This window comes from Bacillus tuaregi, assembly GCF_900104575.1.
Classification (GTDB): domain Bacteria; phylum Bacillota; class Bacilli; order Bacillales; family Cytobacillaceae; genus Bacillus_BD; species Bacillus_BD tuaregi.
This window is the reverse complement of record NZ_LT629731.1, coordinates 211,576-228,078: the sequence shown is the minus strand read 5'-3', so window position 1 is coordinate 228,078 and position 16,503 is coordinate 211,576. Positions and strand designations below refer to the sequence as shown.

The following is a 16,503-nucleotide window of genomic DNA, read 5'->3' as shown; positions in this document are numbered from 1 at the left end:
TGTTAGTATGAACAAGGAGTGGTAATCGATGAGCCAAGCAGCAAAAACACTCGATGGATGGTATTGTTTACATGATTTCCGTACAATGGATTGGACAACCTGGAAAATGGTTCCTAGCGAAGAAAGGGACGCAGCCATTCAGGAGTTTCAAGGTCTTGTAGACAAGTGGAACCGTACTGAAAAAGAAGAACAAGGCAGTCATGTGATTTACTCTATCGTTGGACAAAAGGCTGATTTCATGATGATGATTTTGCGTCCAACAATGGAAGAGCTTAATGAAATTGAAAACGAATTCAATAAAACAAAGCTAGCTGAATTTACAATTCCTGCTCATTCCTATGTATCTGTTGTTGAATTAAGTAATTATCTGTCTTCTGAAGAAGACCCCTATCAAAATCCGCAGATTCGTGCGCGTTTGTATCCAATTCTACCTAAATCAAAGCATATTTGCTTCTATCCAATGGATAAGCGCCGTCAAGGCAATGATAACTGGTACATGCTTCCGATGGAGGATCGTATGAACCTGATGAGAAGCCATGGCATGATTGGACGCCAATATGCAGGTCTAGTAAAGCAAATTATTACCGGCTCTGTCGGCTTTGACGATTACGAGTGGGGCGTTACATTATTCTCAGATGATGTTCTACAATTTAAGAAGCTTGTCTATGAAATGCGCTTCGATGAAGTAAGTGCACGTTATGGTGAATTTGGCTCCTTCTTTGTTGGTAACCATCTGGCAGACGAAAAAATCGAAACCTTTTTACAGGTATAAAAAAATCAAGCAGATATGCTTACATACTAGAAGTCTCCGATTACGCTCGGAGGCTTTTTTGTATTTTTCCAGCTTCCACCTCCACTCAGCGACTGTCGGTCCTATTTCCAAGCTTTTCATTAGCCTCTATCCATCCTCTGGTCAAAGGGACTAACTATTTTTAGGTAGTCTTACAATTTTGTCATATTTATCCCTCTCCTCCCATATCTATCAGTTAGTGAGTTTCATTTATACACAGCATGACATTACTTAATACGCTTGCAGGTCATTCAGAGGAACCAGTTCCTTACATGGTCTGCATTCTATAAGCATTTCTTTATTATGATACGCAGGTTTCACCGCCTGCGATTAGAGTACTAGGAGGGAATTAAATGAGCCAACAAAACTATAATCAGTTTGGGTATTTCAGGTCTTACCCATCTTACGGAAATAAAACGCCCTCTTACGGCGGAGCTCAAATGGGCCCAATGCAGCCAGCCGTTTTCCCGCAGCCGGGTGCCATGCCAGGAGCGATGCCGGGTGCGATGCCGGGTGCGATGATTCCGCCTGCAGGAGGAGGTGCCGGATCCATGCTGCCACCAACCGGAGCCGTACCGTCGGCAGGAGGTCCACAGGTCCCTGGAATGCTACCGGTAGAGCAATCCTACATTGAAAACATCCTGCGCCTGAACAAAGGGAAACTAGCAACTGTTTATGCAACCTTTGAGAATAACTCACAATGGAATGCGAAAACCTTCGTCGGAATCATTGAAGCAGCAGGTAGAGACCATTTAATTCTAAGTGATCCAGAGACAGGACAGCGGATTTTACTGCCAATGGTTTATCTCGACTATGTCACCTTTGAAGAAGAACTAGAATACGAGTATCCATTTGCGGGGCCTGCTGCACTTTCTACTTATCCGCCTAGATAGGGAAAAGCATTTTCTTTGTTTGTAATCGGATTTCCCCTGCCGCTTTAATTCCAAAGCTGACCACTAATTCATATGAAAAGGAGCCTGACCTCATGTCAGACTCCTTTCTTTCGTCTTATAAAAATTTTACAGCAGCAATCACTATTAACGCCCAGGCAATAATAAAGGATACTCCGCCTAATGGAGTAATCGCACCGAGGACACTGATTTTCGTTAGACTCAATACATAAAGGCTGCCAGAGAATAGAACAACCCCAATGAACATCAGCCAGCCTGACCAGTTTAGCAATGAGCTGGAATGTACTTTACCAAGCAAAATGCCTACAATTAATAAGCCAACCGAGTGCAGCATTTGGTACGTTACAGCCTTCCCCCATGTATCCATATATTTTGGCTCAAGCTTTCCATCCAAAATATGTGCTCCAAATGCCCCTAGAGCAACAGATAAGCCTGCCAGTATCGCCCCTAAAACAACAAATAATTTCATCCTCTTCCCTCTCCCTTTTCTATTTGCTTCTATTTTGTCCTCAAAAGTCAAAAATCGAATCGCCGTTTGCGCCATCCTCTACCTGTAATTTTTTCTGCGGCTGCATGGTCATAGGCTGTTGTTGAAATGGTGCTGCTGTCATTGGTGGAACCGGTCTGCTCATCTCTTGTCGATGTTGTAACGGTTCCTCTAGAACAAGCTCACAAAGAGCCTTCATAGCATAGGCATGCTCACGTATTTTCGCTTCGGAATCTGCCTGCTTCGCTGCCTGCAGCTCCCTTCCGATTTTATCTAGAAGCTTGTTTACTGAAATATCCATCGTTACCTCCAGAACATTCTGTTATTATCATTGGTGTTATTATCCTACCATATATAGCAGCAACCGCTGCTGTCAAATTCTCTTTTATTCTACATGAATTTACAACAAATTACAGCCTTTAAGCATTCCTTTCCGTAATCTCCCTTCAGCCACCTTAAGCAACATAAAGTTACACAATGATTATACATGTTTCACGTGAAACATTTCTTTTCCAACGGCAACTGCCATTTCTCACCATTAAAGGTAAGCAACCAGATTTTTTTCTATTAATCTTAACAATTTCTCCATAGTTTCTGAATACATTCTCGAAAGTTTAAGGCTATGATAGTTATATGGGAAGGAGCTGTTAGGCTATGAAAAAGAAATTAATCATTGGAATCGTAGCAGGTGCTATTATTTTAGGCGGGGCTGGTACATTCGCCTTCGCAGAGGGAAGCAATGGTTTTCTAGGAGGCTTTGGAGAAATGAAGCCCTATATGGAAAAAATGCATCCAGAGCTGTCTGAAGAGCAATTACAGCAGATGTATGATAATTGCCACGGTAAAGGCGGCATGATGCAGAACGTTGATCCAGCAAATAGAATGCCTTATGGTACAGAAAATACGATGATGAATCGCTTTTAGAATAAGCAAAAGGATTGGAGAAACCAATCCTTTTTTTCACGCCTGGTAGAATTCATACATTCATTTGTTACCATGTAGACAAAAAAATGACCTCTAGCGCAAACTAGAGATCACTTTTAATAGACCTATTCTCCATGCAGCTCTGTATTATTATGCTCAGAACCATCACTCGGAGCTTCAGAAAAGCCCGTAACAGCATAATACCCGCCGACGACAACCAACAAATAGACAACTGCGGAAATGACCCATTTTTTCAACTGTCATCTCACCTTCCCTATAGCTTTACTTTCTGCAGACGAAGGGCATTCAATACGACCGATACTGAGCTGAAGGCCATGGCTGCCCCAGCAAGCCACGGCGCCAAGAATCCGACCGCTGCAACGGGAATGCCAATGCTGTTATAGGCAAGAGCCCAGAAAAGATTTTGCTTAATATTGCGGATGGTTTTATGGCTCATCCTAATCGAATCCGCAATGCTGTTTAAATCGCCGCGAATCAGTGTAATGTCCGCCGCTTCCATCGCTACGTCTGTACCCGTGCCAATCGCCATTCCGATGTCAGCTACTGCCAGTGCCGGGGCATCATTAATACCATCGCCAACCATCGCGACCCTTTTACCCTGCTCCTGCAGCTTTTTCACTTCCTCCGCTTTGCCCTCTGGAAGAACCTCTGCAATCACCGAGTCAACACCAGCCTGCTTCGCAATCGCATGGGCGGTTTGCTGGTTATCACCAGTGATCATGATGACCTCAAGACCCATATCCCTCATGCGCTTAATTGCCTCTGTTGACGTATCCTTTATCGTATCCGCGACCGCCACAAGTCCGGCATAAACACCGTCCACTGCCGTGAGCATCGCCGTTTTCCCTTGCTTTTCAAGGCCTTCCATCACAGATAGCACCTGTTCAATCTCCACGTCATACCGCTTCATTAATCGGCGCGTACCGACGAGAATCACTTTTCCATTCACTACCGCTCTAATACCATAGCCGGGTATATTTTCAAACTCGCTCACATCAGCAAGCCCAATCTTCTTCTCTTTAATCCCTGTGACCATCGCCTGTGCCAGCGGGTGCTCGGATTGCCTTTCCGCCGAGCCGACAAGGCGCAAGAACTCCGCTTCCTCCATATCCGTCACAACATCTGTGAGAACAGGCTTCCCATTTGTAATCGTACCTGTTTTGTCTAAAATAACCGTATCAATACGGTGCGTCATTTCCAGGTGCTCCCCGCCTTTAAAAAGAATGCCATATTCGGCAGCCCGGCCAGAGCCAGCCATAATCGAGGTCGGCGTCGCTAGACCTAAGGCACAAGGACAGGCAATGACAAGGACCGCAATTAGCTTTTCCAGCGCCTCAGCAAAGTTGCCCGGATCGACCCATACATACCAAATCAAAAACGTGATTACGGCAATTCCAACCACAATCGGAACAAAAATACCTGAAATGGAATCAGCCAAGCGCTGGATTGGTGCCTTTGAGCCCTGCGCTTCCTCAACCACCTTGATGATTTGCGCCAGCGCGGTTTCCTTGCCGACCTTTGTTGCTTTTATTTTCAAAAAGCCGTTTCGATTTATCGTTGCGCCGATGACCGTATCCCCGACCGTTTTATCCACCGGGACACTTTCACCGGTAATCATCGACTCATCCAAGGCCGACGTTCCTTCTAGAATCTCACCATCAACCGGGATTTTCTCGCCAGGTTTGACTAATAAAACATCCCCGCTGATAACGTCCTCAAGCGGAACCGTCATTTCCTCACCGTTCCAGACTACCGTGGCTGTTTTTGCCTGCAGACCCATCAGCTTCTTTATCGCTTCCGAGGAACGGCCCTTTGCCCGTGCTTCAAACAATTTCCCAAGAATGATTAACGTGATTAAGACCGCACTTGTTTCAAAGTAAAGTCCAACAGAATGAGCGTCACGGCCAATCGTTTGAAGCGATAAATACAAGCTGTAGAAATAAGCCGCAGACGTTCCAAGAGCAACCAGGACATCCATATTCGCACTTTTATTTTTCAGTGCTTTATAGGCTCCGACATAAAACTGCTTTCCGATGAAAAATTGAACAGGTGTCGCTAACAGCAGCTGGACCCACGGGTTCATAAACGCCTCTGGAACATAGAGGGAGGAGGTAAAGCTAAAGTGTCCTACCATCGCCCAGAGAAGCGGGAAGGAAAGAATCGCCGAGAAGATAAATTTTCCTTGCTGCCTGGTCATTTCTCTTTGTCGGTGATCAACGGCATCCTGCTCATTTTCCTCGCTTTTAACAATCGCCCCATAACCAAGGCTTTCAACCTTTTGGATCATGTCCATCACGGAAATGGCCGATGGGTTGAATTCCACGGTTGCTTTTTCTAACGCTAGATTGACATTGGCCTGCAGGACTCCAGCCATCTTATTCAAACCCTTTTCAATTCTGGCTGAGCATGCCACACACGTCATACCGGTTATCTCTAATTCCTTTTTCTCTGTCACCACATCATAGCCCAGATCCTGGACCTTTTTCTGAATCTCTAGCGGACTCATGACAGCCGCATCATATTTCACCGTAGCGGTTTCAAGAGCCAGGTTGACATTCGCAGCCTGTACGCCCTCCATTTTGTTCAGACCCTTTTCAACCCGAGTTGAGCACGCCGCACACGTCATACCAGTGATTTGAAACTGACTTTCCGTTGTTTTTTCACTCATTTCCAGTCACCTCATACCTACATAGGGTATATTTTCTTTAAAAAAGAGAGAGCGTCTGTTTTATAAAAAAACATGTCCGCTCCTCCTGACCCACTCACCTATTTTACATCATAGCCTTGATCGTCAATCGTTTCCTTAATCGCATCCACTGTAACTTCAGCTGCATTATATTCCACATCAACTGTTTTATTTTCAAGACTTACCTTCACACTTGCCACACCATTTAATTTACCTACGCTGCCTTCAACGGCTTTTACGCAATGACCGCAAGACATACCTTCAACATTAAGGGTAATTTTCTCCATTATGATCGACTCCTTACTTTTTCATTAATTTTTGGACTGTTACCAGTACTTCATCAACAACCTCTAAATCCCCGCTTTGAATACGATCAACCACGCACTCCTTCATATGGGCTTCCAAAAGGATTTTCGCCACGCTGTTTAAGGCGGCTTGGGTAGCAGCAATCTGTGTAATGACATCATCACAATAAGTATCTCTCTCAATTAGCCGCTTAATGCCCCGAACCTGACCCTCAATCCGATTCAATCTGGATTCAAGATTCTTCTTCATTTTGTCGGAGTGATGACTCTTCCGTTCACCTGAATGACAGCAATCATCGCCTTCTAGCATAGGGTCTTTCTCAAATTCGGATGACATTGACGATCCCTCCTTGATTCTGATTATAGTATACGGGGGTACCCTATGTAAAGTTCCTTTTTTAAAAAAAATTTCCTACTATACATGGTTGTTGATTGTGCCTATCTGTAGAAGCTTATAAAGATAAGGACTGCATTTTTACGCATTCACAGCTGTGAACGCATTAAGAAACAGTCCCCGATTTACCATCATCTTTCCGAAATCGGTACTGATACAGGTACGTCAAACAGCCACACTAAAAAGATTGTGACAGGGACACTAATAATCAAGGTAAATAACGGCTTTTTATAATGGAGCCGCATGAACGGAAACATGATACAGTCAAATAAGGCTGACCATTGCAGTCCCCAGCCGTATTTATAGATGATATTCCCTCTTATCATTAAGATGTATTCAAATGCAACATAAATCCCAATCCAAAATAAATAGTGACACAGAATTCTCCAGCTCCCCTTACCTTCCGGGTAACGCACCAAAAACATCAAAATGCTTAATGGAAACGTAATAAAGGTATGGCCAACCTCCAGCAATGAATGATTAAACCATTCCCAATCCGGTGACAGCTGCCATAACCAATGCTCGGCACAAAGGAAATTATAGGTAAGATTCCCTAAGGCAATATACTGCAGCGTTGAATAATATTCCTTCCATTCTCGGTAATCCTTTCTAAGCCATACAGCAAAAATACTAATTAACGCAAGAGTAAGATGCATATCCATTCTTTCCTTTTTTTATTTGCTCTGCTTATTTTGTTTCAAATAGTGAAATTTAAAACAAATATTCTATGCATATCTATTAATAGGTATCCTCCTATTATAAGCCCCTCCTTTTACCACCTTACGACATGTTTCACGTGAAACATTCATAAAGAAGCAAATTCCTTCTTTTTAACTTTTTTCTTTCTACAAAAAATTCCCCCTCTCCCTTTCAGTCCTTTTTCAGAAACCAAGGTTAAAGTGTTCTCTATAAAGGAGGTATCAGAAAATGAAATGGAAAGGGACAAAATCGACTTTATCTTTAATCATGCTACTCTGCATCTTTCAATCAGGCTCAATTGCTCTTGCAGATGGGGATGATAATCACGAGGAGTATGAGAGATATGAGAAGCATGAGTATGAAAAAGACGACGAGGACGATGATGACAAAAAATATTGGGAGGGCGAAGCGGAGGGTGATGATAATAGCGATTATTACGAAAACGACATACGTTATGAAAGTAATCCAATACAAACTCATTGGAATCTATGGACACGAGAAATAAGCAGCAGTACTTCAAACACAGAGCTACCCTTTCAAGAAGCAAAGGAAGTAGGCATTGAATTAAACAACAAAAGCGAGCTTTTTTACGTGATTCCGCAATCCGGACAGCTGCTTGTTCCCGGTGAAAAGGTGGCTAAATTTATAGGTGCAAAGTCCAGCTATTACCAGCAAAGCAAAATACTCGAGCTTTCAATGGGCAAGGAAGAGCTCATTGTTCGGGCTGGAACGAATGCCGCCTATGAAAACATGGTCAAAGCTCCGATGCCTACCAAAAGCTTTTACTATGAAAAATCTGTCTATCTCCCCATCTCCGTAATTGCCAATGGATTAGGTTTCCGTGTGAATTGGGATGAGGGAAAATCAACGATTATCCTACAGGAAATATGAGGTGAAAGAACATGAAAGTAAACACAAAAGCAAAATGGATTGTGGGCATTACAGGTGCTGCCTTCTCCGCGTTTATTCTCAGTACGTTAGATGAGCCCGCTCCTGCTAAGCAAGGTACTCTTTCAGCAGAAATCAATGACAACATGAGCGAGCGGGAAAAGGAGCTTGTTCAGCTCGACTGGAGTGATTTCACTCCCCAAATTAGCAATGATGGAGGGAATTCCGAAAATGATCGAAATACTAGAAGGTCCGCACGAGACTAACCTCGACACGCTATCGATTGAGGCTATGAACTGCACATTTTATATAGCGATATCAAATAGTGAAGTGCCAGATTGGAAGCAGACTGTTACAGCATTTCTTCACTATATTGATAGTGAGTTTTCTAGATTCAAAACACACAATGAATTATGGAGATTCAACGAAGCCAGCCTGAATTCTACCGTGAATGTCTCCCCTCTTTTATATGATCTATTAAAAAAGGCAGAGGACTATCGCATGCAAACAGAGGGTCGCTTTTCAGTCTGTATGCTCACACAGCTGGAAAACCACGGCTATTATCAGTCGTTTCCATTTCCAGCCGCTAAAAAAGCAACAGAAACTCTAAGCTTTTATAAGATGGAGCCAGAACCATTTATTTTCCATGGCGATGGTTCTATCACAAAGAAAACGGAGAAAAAAGTTGATTTAGGTGGTATTGCCAAGGGCTATGCAGTTGAAGCTATCGCGAAATGGCTGCAGCAAGAGGCCTGTGCCCGCTTTGGCATGGTTGACGGCGGCGGTGATATCGCCGTCTGGTCGAACGGAGAAAAAACATGGCGGATTGGCGTAATGGATCCCTTAGACGAGGTCAAGGAAATTGGCACCTTTACCATCTTGAATGGAGGGATTGCTACCTCTAATACGATTTATCGAAGCTGGCTGCAGGAAGGTGTCCAAAAAAGCCATTTATTAGATGGACGAACCGCCATGCCTGTTCAGTCCTCACTTATTCAAGCAACTGTTATAACCGAGCATTGTCTGGATGCTGAAATCGGCGCCAAGATTTGTTTTATGAGTGACCACCCATCACCCCATACGGTTTTAAGTAAAATAATCAAAAACTATCAATATGTATTTGTGACAACAGATAAACAGGTTGTTACTGGAAGGAGTTCCTAGAATGAGTCTTGCGTTTATTTCAAGCTGGAGCCTCATCCGCTTGTCTGGCTTTCTTGCCTATTTTCTATTAACCCTTTCTTTAGCATTCGGATTACTGGCCCGTATGATGGTATTCCGGAAAGACAAGCCCCTCATGCTAGCGCTGCATCAAACAAGCGGCTGGGCAGGATTTTTGACCATCATTTTTCATAGCATCTTACTATGGAAGGACGCGTATGTTCCCTACTCACTCTTGGAGCTAGTACTTCCTTTCTCAGCACAGAATGCCCCAATCCTATCAGCATTAGGGACACTCTCCTTTTATTTATTTCTCATGACGATGGCAGCATCAGATTTTTTCATAAAAAAACTAGGCCGCTCTGTCTGGAAAAGGCTCCATTTACTCGTCATTCCTGCGTGGTTATTAATGGTGTTGCACGGCATTTTGATTGGTACAGATTCCACCCAACCATGGGCTGCCTTTTTATATGGCGGTGGATTCATCCTCATCCTAGCCTTGCTGGCTTTACGTTATGCAGAGACGATGCTTCACACTACTGCCAAAAAAATTCATCATGAATAGAGTCTACTGAATGAAAAGAAGAGTAAGAATCCGCTATGGTTCTTACTCTTTAACGTGTTTACGATATCGCTTTACATCGTTACGATAAATTGAGTACCTTTTCCCACCTTGCTTTTTACCTCTATCGTTCCGCCGTGAGCTTCAACAATGGTTTTCGCAATCGATAATCCGAGTCCCGAGCCATCTCTTTTTCTAACTGCATCCCCTCGATAAAAGCGGTCAAAAATTTGCGGGAGCTCCTCCGGTGCAATCCCGATACCTGTATCTTCTACACTTAATATGATTTTTTGATTCTTTTTTAACGTGCAGATAATGCTGCCTTCCTTTGTATAACGGACGGCATTTTCCAGCAATATATACAACAGCTGCTGCATCCGCACTTTATCACCCTGCATAGCAATATGATCCTCAATCTCCCATTTCAGCATCAAATGAGCAGGCATGGTGCGTGAGAATCCGGTTAACCAGGAATGTAATTGACTAGATAAATCATATTCTTCCATATCTAATTCCATATTTCCCTGGTCGCTTCTTGCTAAAAATAACAGGTCGTTTAGCAGCTTATTCATCATTTCTGCTTCATTTTTTCCATCCTCCAGTACTTCCTTTCCGAACGGGCTTAGATTTTCCTCCTCTGAAAGAACATCCATTGTGCTGTAAAAAATGCTTAATGGCGTCCTTAACTCATGGGAAGCATCTGAGACAAATTTCCGCTGTGCTAGAAAGGCTGTCTGAATCGGCTTCATCGCCTGCCCGGCAAAAAATTGTCCAACCCAGGCAAACAAAATGCTAAACAGAACGGTGAACACTACGAGAATCCAGATAATATTTTGAATCAAATGTTTTTCATTTGTGATGTCCATTCCAATGATTGCCGTGCCGATACTATCTAAAGGATAGCTTTTGACTAATAAATGGGATTTCTCCCATTCTATTTCTCTCGTACTATTTGGCTCCTCCATAGCAGGCAGATAGGGATACAAGCCTCTTATCGTTTCTTCTCCAGTTACTACTTGCTGATTCTTGTCTACCACATAATAGAAAATCTTTCTTTCTTCTTTGAACTCGAGATGCCGATGCTCGTGCTCATAATATTCCTCATACAGCTCATGCCTTTCATTTTCAAAAAACAAATCGAGTTCGTTTATTTCCTCTTTTTTAATGGCACCTGAAATAAATCCATATAAGATGAGAATAAATAGAATTAAGATCAGCAGCAGCGAGCCTGTATAGAGAATGGTGAGTCTTGCCTTAACATTATTAAACATGACCATCCCTCAATGTATAGCCAACACCTCTGACGTTTTTGATCATCGACGGCTGTCCGGGCAGATCAATCTTTTTCCGAACAAGCTTCACAAGCGCATCAAGAGCATTTTCCGTGACATCCACATCAAAGCCCCAGATTCTTTCCAATAGAACCTCCCTTGTCATCGTCTGGTGCTTGTTCCGCAGCAGCAGCTCTAATAAGGCATACTCCTTCCTAGAAAGCTCGATGGTCTGTCCTTTTCGCTCAACTACATGTGTATTCAAATTTAACTGCAGTCCATTACAGGAGAGAATCTCTTCAAACGGCCTTTCAATTCTTCTTGAAAGCGCCCGTAACCTCGCCGCCAATTCCTCGAATTTAAACGGCTTAACAAGATAGTCATCCGCACCCGAATCAAGACCTGATACGACATCCTCAATCGAATCCTTTGCCGTTAAGAATATAATGCAGCCTTTATAACCCTTTTTTCTTAAGCGGCTGCATACTTCCAATCCGTTCATCTCTGGCATCATCCAATCAAGAATCACGACATCAAAATCAGTTAATAAGGCATATTCATATGCAGATCGCCCGTCTTTTACCCACTCCACCCGATTGAATTCCTTCTGCAGCAAATGAAAGATTAATTTTCCTAGCCCTTCATCATCTTCAGCAAATAAGATATCCACTAGAATGCACTTCCTTTATTAAGTCTGCATTTTTATCAAATTCGCCCGTCGAATTTGCGTCCGGATTACCTGAGCTCGCTCGGGTAAACTACCTTTAATAAATCGCAAGACTCGCCGGAGTCTTAACTTCATTCAGCTGGGTTTTGTACCCCCACTGAATCCGAATCGAAGTACCATTTATTTAGAATAGCAGACAAATCTGAAAGTTGGGTGAAAATTCCGAGGCAAAATTAATTTTTTTTAAGGCCCAATATATAAGCAGGTAAATGAATTACGAAAACCGTCTCTTGAAGCGGTCAATTTTTTTGTTATCACCGACAATTAGCATATAATCGCCCTTTTGAAAGGGTGTTTCGGCTAAATGAGTTTTTAACGGCTCTCCATTTCTCAATATGAGAGAAACCATCAGACCGAACTTCCGCGAAAAGTCTAACTCCATTAATGTCTTTCCACAAAGCTGCTCCGGAACCTCCGTTTCAATTACCGAAACATTTTCAGTAATCGCCAGATATTCGATGACACCTGTCATCATTTCCTGTCTGGCAATTTTTTTACCAGCCTCTTCTTCAGGAAAGACCACTTGATTAGCCCCTAAGCTATAAAGAATTTCTCCTACTTCCTGATTATTCGCTTTGGCAATTATTTTCTTTGCATTCCGGTCCTTCATTTTCTTGGTTATGAGGATGGCAGAATACGCATCTGTTCCAATTGCAATGAAAACCGCATCAAACTCATCTATTCTGATTTGATCCAATACATCATTATCGCGAAAATCCCCTATGATACAATAGGTCGTTAAATGATCAATCGCATCCAGCTTTTTCCGATTAACGTCACATACAACGACATCCTGCTTTTTGTTATGTAATTCTTTAATGATGCCGCTCCCAAATCTCCCTGCTCCGATGACTAAATATTGCTTCAAAATTCCACCTCATTTATCTGATTTACGACAGAAGACTCCCACCTCAAGGAACGCAGTGAGTAGGTGGGAGATGAATGTCGTTAGGCGTCAGCCTAAGCTTGCTTTTTGAGATATTCCTCAATTAGTTTTTCAAGAATCTTGCTTGCATCTGTACCTTCTTTAACAGCTTGCATTTTAAGTTGTTGAATAATATTTTCGTCTAAAGAGGTAGTAAACTTTTTTCTAGCCATTGGTATCATTCTCCTTGTTATATTACGTATTCACGTATACAATAACAGATAAGGAGGTGATAATCAATGTTAGTAAATAAAGCATATAAATTCAGAATCTACCCTAGCAAGAAACAGACTGAACTCATTAATAAGACGATTGGTTGTGCAAGATTTGTATTCAACTTCTTTTTAGGTAAACAAAAAGAAAAAGACGCTTACTGGTATATTGTTGAAGAAATGGTTCAAAACGGTCAACTTCTAACTAATACTTGGAAAGGTGGGTGCTTGAATAAGTACCAAACGGTAAAGGAACTTCCTGACTTAAAGAAGCAATATGCCTTTCTAAAAGAAGTAGATAGTATCGCTTTGCAGAAATCGGTTGAGAATCTAGCAGATTCTTTCGATAGATATTATAAAAAGCAAAATAAGTACCCACGATTCAAGTCGAGGAAAAATCCTATTCAGTCTTACACTACCAAGCATACAAATGGAAATATCGCTGTCATCGATAACGATATCAAACTACCTAAACTTGGATTGATTCGCTTTGCAAAAAGTCGTGAAGTCGAAGGAAAAATTTCAAATGCAACGATTAGACGGAGCCCATCGGGTAAATATTTTGTTTCTATTGGAGCGGAGGTTGAAATTGCAGAATTTCCAAAAACAAATTCTGCTGTTGGAATCGATGTAGGTTTGAAAGATTTTGCTATTCTTTCAGATGGAACCATCTATGAAAATCCAAAGTTCTTCCGTTCGTTAGAAGAAAAGTTAGCCAAAGCGCAAAGAATTATGAGTAGACGAACCATAGGTGGTGCGAACTGGTATAAAGCAAAAATAAAAGTTGCGCGTATTCACGAAAAGATAATGAATGCCAGAACCGATTACTTACAAAAAATATCCACCGAGATTGTCAAAAACCACGACATTATCAGTATGGAAGATTTGTCTGTAAGTAACATGTTGAAAAACCACAATCTCGCAAAAGCCATTAGTGAAGCATCATGGTCAGAATTCAAGACTATGATTGAGTACAAAGCGAAATGGTACGGAAAGCAAATTGTCACGGTTGCAAAAAACTTTCCATCCAGTCAACTTTGTTCATGCTGCGGTTACAAAAACAAAGACGTTAAAAATCTTGCTTTACGTGAATGGACATGTATTTGTGGTGCTCATCACCAAAGGGATATTAACGCAAGTTTAAATCTTAAAAATGAAGCGATAAGGCTTCTAACCGTCGGTGCGACGGGGCTCGCCTAACCAATAACTAGCTGATAGGCTGGTGTTCTTAGGAATCTCCCACTTCAAATTTTCGCTAGAAAATTAAGTGGGGGTAGTTCAACCGACTGCTAAGTCTTCCTCTAAATACTTAAGCTTTGAACCTTCGACTCTGTAAACTAAATAAATCAGTGTAAATATACCAATTCTCCCGATAATCATTAAAAGCATCAAGACTAATTTCGGAATATTCGTCAGCTCATCTGTTACCCCCAGCGATAATCCAGTATTCGTTAAAGCTGATAATACTTCAAAAGCAAGATGGATGACATCCTGCGACTGGAATAATGTCAAAATAATCGTGGACCCAACCGTTAAGGTCACAAAGCTAATAAAAATCAAATACGATTTATTAACTGCCTCTTGAGTGATTGCTCGGTTTCCAATGACAACCTGTTCATGGGTCCTGACAACTGATACCAATTTAGCAATAATCACTCGAAAGGTCGTCAAGCGAATCCCCCCACCTGTACTCGAGGAGGCTCCCCCGATAAACATTAAACACATTATAATTAATAGGGTTGTCACCGTCAGCGAAGAAACCTCTAAAGCAGCCAGCCCTCCACTTCTTGTTGACGCCGATAAAAAGATCGAGTTGATTAGCTTATCAAGGAATCCTAAATGGCTAAACGCTTTATCATGCTCTAATAAAAGATATAAACTAGTGCCAATTATTAATAGAGCTACATGCATTCTAAGATTGATTTTTGTGAACAAGCTTTTCTTCCTTTTAAAATTAAAGAGGCACTCCATAATAGTTGGAAAGCCGATACTGCCAAAAAAAACAGCAAATACCGTTGCAAGCAAAAACAGCTTATTGGTTTCAAAGCTGTTGATTTCCATCAAAGTAAATCCTGCATTCGTAAAGCTTGCTACAGAGTGAAACGCTGAAACAAAGATGGCTTCCAGGCTATTGCTGGATACCTTATCGATATCGCTGTAGATTAGGAAAAAACAAATCGCCTCAATCACTAAGGCAATAATCAAAACAGAAAAGCTTAACGATTTAATCGTTTTTAAATTACTTTGATTTTGGTCCCTTGATAGCAAAAGCATACTGGATACCGTGATTCTTTTTCCCATCAGCAAAAATAAATAACTCATGATCACCAGTATACCCATACCGCCAAGCTGCATTTCCAGCATTAATAATCCCTGCCCTGCTCTTGTTAGTTCCGTCGCTATATCAATTGTAGACAGACCAGTCACACTTAGACCACTCGTTGAAATAAATAACGAATCGATATAAGATAAATGACCCGTATGGGAAAACGGCATAATGTATAGAAACGCAAAGCAAAAAATGGTCGATACATAGACCAGAAATATATATTGAAAGGAACGTGTGGTTGATTTGTTTTGCACAAAATCTCCCCTATCTAAAAAATTCAAATCAGAGCTGTGATGCCTTGTAAATGCATCGAGACGAATGGAAGTTAAGGGCACACCTCTAAGATATCATCCAAATGTTTAGCTCTTGCCTCATCTCATTATAGATGTATCAGCATATTTTGGAAATGATTAGTAAGGAGATTACTTTGTTGATTGATAGATACGGGAACACTCTTGGAAAATAAAAACCCCCCTGGAGTCAGCCTTCTTTCCGCTTCCAAGGGGGGTACTTTAGATAAGCAGCAGCCCATCTAAATCAATTATTTCCATTTTTCGCTGTCCATTCTGTTTAATGAATCCGCCCTCTTCAAGCTCAGCTAGCTTGCGGCTGATGGTTTCTGGGGTCGTGCCTAAGTAAGAGGCTAGATCTTTTTTACTCATCGGCAGCATTAATTCATTGGATCCTTCCTCCAAGCATTCAGCAAGGAAAAGAGCAATCCTCGTTTCCACCTTTTCCGTTGCAAACCGGGTTGTCTGCTTCTCCGACTGCTCTAGGCGACTCGAAAACTCCGCGAGAATCTTTAGCGAAATCGAAGGATACTTTAATAGAAACTCCTGCAGGTCCTGTCGTCTAATCAGACAAACCTGTGTCTCGAGCATTGCTTCGGCATAGGCTTCATGAAGTCCTTCATTAAATAAGGCCAGCTCACCGGTAAATTCACCCGGGTTCAAAATCCTTACTAGCTGCTCTTTACCTGATTCTGACAGCCGATAAATTTTTATTTTCCCCTTACTAACAATGTAGAGCGAATCAGACTGCTCACCGGCCTTATAGACGATTTCTCCTCTTTTGTAGGAGGAGGAGCGGGCAGTCGCCATAATTTCATTCATCTGCTCCGCTTCTAAATGATTGAAAATCGGCACCAGTGAAATACACTGCTTGTGATTTTTGTGGGTATGACACTGGCTATGATCATGATGCTCCATTCA

Annotated in this window: 21 protein-coding genes; 8 read left to right on the top strand and 13 right to left on the bottom strand. The window is 41.9% G+C overall.

The genetic code is table 11. From position 1 onward, the window contains the following. Positions 1-28: 28 nt before the first annotated feature. Together hemQ and gerQ are read left to right on the top strand one after the other, a co-directional pair. Entirely contained in the window at positions 29-772 is a 744-nt protein-coding gene (hemQ, locus tag BQ5321_RS03470; RefSeq protein WP_071393234.1) for a hydrogen peroxide-dependent heme synthase, read from the top strand. Between the two features lie 371 nt (positions 773-1,143). Beyond that, positions 1,144-1,683 (top strand): spore coat protein GerQ, encoded by a 540-nt coding sequence (gene gerQ / locus BQ5321_RS03465; protein WP_071393233.1) that lies wholly within the window; start codon positions 1,144-1,146, stop codon positions 1,681-1,683. Positions 1,684-1,798: 115 nt separating this feature from the next. Here gerQ and BQ5321_RS03460 read toward each other — a convergent pair whose 3' ends face one another. Both BQ5321_RS03460 and BQ5321_RS03455 read right to left on the bottom strand, forming a co-directional pair. Further along, positions 1,799-2,170: a DUF423 domain-containing protein gene (locus tag BQ5321_RS03460; protein ID WP_071393232.1), complete on the bottom strand. Its 372-nt coding sequence runs from the start codon at positions 2,168-2,170 to the stop codon at positions 1,799-1,801. A gap of 40 nt (positions 2,171-2,210) precedes the next feature. After that, the gene (locus tag BQ5321_RS03455) at positions 2,211-2,489 is read right to left on the bottom strand and encodes a YwdI family protein (protein WP_071393231.1); all 279 of its coding nucleotides are present in this window, start codon (positions 2,487-2,489) and stop codon (positions 2,211-2,213) included. 353 nt (positions 2,490-2,842) lie between these two features. Here BQ5321_RS03455 and BQ5321_RS03450 point away from each other — a divergent pair, with 353 nt between their 5' ends. Continuing rightward, positions 2,843-3,112: a hypothetical protein gene (locus BQ5321_RS03450; RefSeq protein WP_071393230.1), complete on the top strand. Its 270-nt coding sequence runs from the start codon at positions 2,843-2,845 to the stop codon at positions 3,110-3,112. 125 nt (positions 3,113-3,237) lie between these two features. On the opposite strand, the gene BQ5321_RS24790 is transcribed toward BQ5321_RS03450, so the two are convergent. The 5 genes from BQ5321_RS24790 to BQ5321_RS03430 all read right to left on the bottom strand — a co-directional run bounded on the left by BQ5321_RS24790 (position 3,238) and on the right by BQ5321_RS03430 (position 7,174). Next, entirely contained in the window at positions 3,238-3,369 is a 132-nt protein-coding gene (locus BQ5321_RS24790) for a hypothetical protein (protein ID WP_261798734.1), read from the bottom strand. Between the two features lie 17 nt (positions 3,370-3,386). Beyond that, entirely contained in the window at positions 3,387-5,801 is a 2,415-nt protein-coding gene (locus tag BQ5321_RS03445; RefSeq protein WP_071393229.1) for a heavy metal translocating P-type ATPase, read from the bottom strand. Positions 5,802-5,899: 98 nt separating this feature from the next. Beyond that, complete coding sequence (gene copZ / locus BQ5321_RS03440) at positions 5,900-6,106, bottom strand: copper chaperone CopZ (RefSeq protein WP_071393228.1); 207 nt, start codon at positions 6,104-6,106, stop codon at positions 5,900-5,902. Between the two features lie 13 nt (positions 6,107-6,119). Then, positions 6,120-6,461 (bottom strand): metal-sensitive transcriptional regulator, encoded by a 342-nt coding sequence (locus tag BQ5321_RS03435; RefSeq protein WP_071393227.1) that lies wholly within the window; start codon positions 6,459-6,461, stop codon positions 6,120-6,122. A 188-nt stretch (positions 6,462-6,649) separates the two neighbouring features. After that, the gene (locus tag BQ5321_RS03430) at positions 6,650-7,174 is read right to left on the bottom strand and encodes a CBO0543 family protein (RefSeq protein ID WP_071393226.1); all 525 of its coding nucleotides are present in this window, start codon (positions 7,172-7,174) and stop codon (positions 6,650-6,652) included. A gap of 271 nt (positions 7,175-7,445) precedes the next feature. Here BQ5321_RS03430 and BQ5321_RS03425 point away from each other — a divergent pair, with 271 nt between their 5' ends. From BQ5321_RS03425 to BQ5321_RS03410, 4 genes are read left to right on the top strand one after another with little or no spacing between them, the layout of a single operon-like run. Next, positions 7,446-8,108, top strand: a complete 663-nt coding sequence (locus BQ5321_RS03425) for a copper amine oxidase N-terminal domain-containing protein (RefSeq protein WP_071393225.1) — start codon at positions 7,446-7,448, stop codon at positions 8,106-8,108. A gap of 11 nt (positions 8,109-8,119) precedes the next feature. Next, complete coding sequence (locus BQ5321_RS24190; protein WP_071393224.1) at positions 8,120-8,371, top strand: hypothetical protein; 252 nt, start codon at positions 8,120-8,122, stop codon at positions 8,369-8,371. Beyond that, positions 8,337-9,269, top strand: coding sequence for an FAD:protein FMN transferase (locus BQ5321_RS03415; RefSeq protein WP_071393223.1), 933 nt, complete (start codon positions 8,337-8,339; stop codon positions 9,267-9,269). The genes BQ5321_RS24190 and BQ5321_RS03415 overlap by 35 nt, the downstream gene beginning before the upstream one ends. A 1-nt stretch (position 9,270) precedes the next feature. Next, positions 9,271-9,831: a ferric reductase-like transmembrane domain-containing protein gene (locus BQ5321_RS03410; protein ID WP_071393222.1), complete on the top strand. Its 561-nt coding sequence runs from the start codon at positions 9,271-9,273 to the stop codon at positions 9,829-9,831. Between the two features lie 71 nt (positions 9,832-9,902). On the opposite strand, the gene BQ5321_RS03405 is transcribed toward BQ5321_RS03410, so the two are convergent. From BQ5321_RS03405 to BQ5321_RS24355, 4 genes are all read right to left on the bottom strand, one after another. After that, positions 9,903-11,099 (bottom strand): sensor histidine kinase, encoded by a 1,197-nt coding sequence (locus BQ5321_RS03405; protein WP_071393221.1) that lies wholly within the window; start codon positions 11,097-11,099, stop codon positions 9,903-9,905. Further along, complete coding sequence (locus BQ5321_RS03400; protein WP_071393220.1) at positions 11,092-11,769, bottom strand: response regulator transcription factor; 678 nt, start codon at positions 11,767-11,769, stop codon at positions 11,092-11,094. The genes BQ5321_RS03405 and BQ5321_RS03400 overlap by 8 nt, the downstream gene beginning before the upstream one ends. A 271-nt stretch (positions 11,770-12,040) precedes the next feature. Next, a complete protein-coding gene (locus BQ5321_RS03395; RefSeq protein WP_071393219.1) occupies positions 12,041-12,694 on the bottom strand; it encodes a potassium channel family protein in 654 nt (217 codons plus the stop codon). Positions 12,695-12,786: 92 nt separating this feature from the next. Then, positions 12,787-12,924 (bottom strand): hypothetical protein, encoded by a 138-nt coding sequence (locus tag BQ5321_RS24355; protein ID WP_187143718.1) that lies wholly within the window; start codon positions 12,922-12,924, stop codon positions 12,787-12,789. A 66-nt stretch (positions 12,925-12,990) separates the two neighbouring features. On the opposite strand from BQ5321_RS24355, the gene tnpB reads away from it, so the two are divergent. Further along, the gene (tnpB, locus tag BQ5321_RS03390; RefSeq protein WP_071393218.1) at positions 12,991-14,163 is read left to right on the top strand and encodes an IS200/IS605 family element RNA-guided endonuclease TnpB; all 1,173 of its coding nucleotides are present in this window, start codon (positions 12,991-12,993) and stop codon (positions 14,161-14,163) included. A 78-nt stretch (positions 14,164-14,241) separates the two neighbouring features. Here tnpB and BQ5321_RS03385 read toward each other — a convergent pair whose 3' ends face one another. Both BQ5321_RS03385 and BQ5321_RS03380 read right to left on the bottom strand, forming a co-directional pair. Next, positions 14,242-15,546 carry a TrkH family potassium uptake protein gene (locus BQ5321_RS03385; protein ID WP_071393217.1) on the bottom strand — a complete coding sequence of 435 codons (1,305 nt, stop codon included), beginning with the start codon at positions 15,544-15,546 and terminating at the stop codon, positions 14,242-14,244. A 258-nt stretch (positions 15,547-15,804) separates the two neighbouring features. Continuing rightward, a complete protein-coding gene (locus BQ5321_RS03380) occupies positions 15,805-16,500 on the bottom strand; it encodes a Crp/Fnr family transcriptional regulator (protein WP_071393216.1) in 696 nt (231 codons plus the stop codon). Between the last annotated feature and the right edge of the window lie 3 nt (positions 16,501-16,503).

What these genes read in the sequence shown, in the direction of transcription:
- hemQ (WP_071393234.1), top strand. Translation starts at nt 29, where the DNA reads ATGAGCCAAGCAGCAAAAACACTCGATGGATGGTATTGTTTACATGAT.
- BQ5321_RS24190 (WP_071393224.1), top strand. Translation starts at nt 8,120, where the DNA reads ATGAAAGTAAACACAAAAGCAAAATGGATTGTGGGCATTACAGGTGCT.
- BQ5321_RS03415 (WP_071393223.1), top strand. Translation starts at nt 8,337, where the DNA reads ATGATCGAAATACTAGAAGGTCCGCACGAGACTAACCTCGACACGCTA.
- gerQ (WP_071393233.1), top strand. Translation starts at nt 1,144, where the DNA reads ATGAGCCAACAAAACTATAATCAGTTTGGGTATTTCAGGTCTTACCCA.
- BQ5321_RS03380 (WP_071393216.1), bottom strand. Translation starts at nt 16,500, where the DNA reads ATGGAGCATCATGATCATAGCCAGTGTCATACCCACAAAAATCACAAG.
- BQ5321_RS03445 (WP_071393229.1), bottom strand. Translation starts at nt 5,801, where the DNA reads ATGAGTGAAAAAACAACGGAAAGTCAGTTTCAAATCACTGGTATGACG.
- BQ5321_RS03405 (WP_071393221.1), bottom strand. Translation starts at nt 11,099, where the DNA reads ATGTTTAATAATGTTAAGGCAAGACTCACCATTCTCTATACAGGCTCG.
- BQ5321_RS03435 (WP_071393227.1), bottom strand. Translation starts at nt 6,461, where the DNA reads ATGTCATCCGAATTTGAGAAAGACCCTATGCTAGAAGGCGATGATTGC.
- BQ5321_RS03410 (WP_071393222.1), top strand. Translation starts at nt 9,271, where the DNA reads ATGAGTCTTGCGTTTATTTCAAGCTGGAGCCTCATCCGCTTGTCTGGC.
- BQ5321_RS03425 (WP_071393225.1), top strand. Translation starts at nt 7,446, where the DNA reads ATGAAATGGAAAGGGACAAAATCGACTTTATCTTTAATCATGCTACTC.
- BQ5321_RS03430 (WP_071393226.1), bottom strand. Translation starts at nt 7,174, where the DNA reads ATGCATCTTACTCTTGCGTTAATTAGTATTTTTGCTGTATGGCTTAGA.
- BQ5321_RS03450 (WP_071393230.1), top strand. Translation starts at nt 2,843, where the DNA reads ATGAAAAAGAAATTAATCATTGGAATCGTAGCAGGTGCTATTATTTTA.
- tnpB (WP_071393218.1), top strand. Translation starts at nt 12,991, where the DNA reads ATGTTAGTAAATAAAGCATATAAATTCAGAATCTACCCTAGCAAGAAA.
- BQ5321_RS03455 (WP_071393231.1), bottom strand. Translation starts at nt 2,489, where the DNA reads ATGGATATTTCAGTAAACAAGCTTCTAGATAAAATCGGAAGGGAGCTG.
- BQ5321_RS03460 (WP_071393232.1), bottom strand. Translation starts at nt 2,170, where the DNA reads ATGAAATTATTTGTTGTTTTAGGGGCGATACTGGCAGGCTTATCTGTT.
- BQ5321_RS24355 (WP_187143718.1), bottom strand. Translation starts at nt 12,924, where the DNA reads ATGGCTAGAAAAAAGTTTACTACCTCTTTAGACGAAAATATTATTCAA.
- copZ (WP_071393228.1), bottom strand. Translation starts at nt 6,106, where the DNA reads ATGGAGAAAATTACCCTTAATGTTGAAGGTATGTCTTGCGGTCATTGC.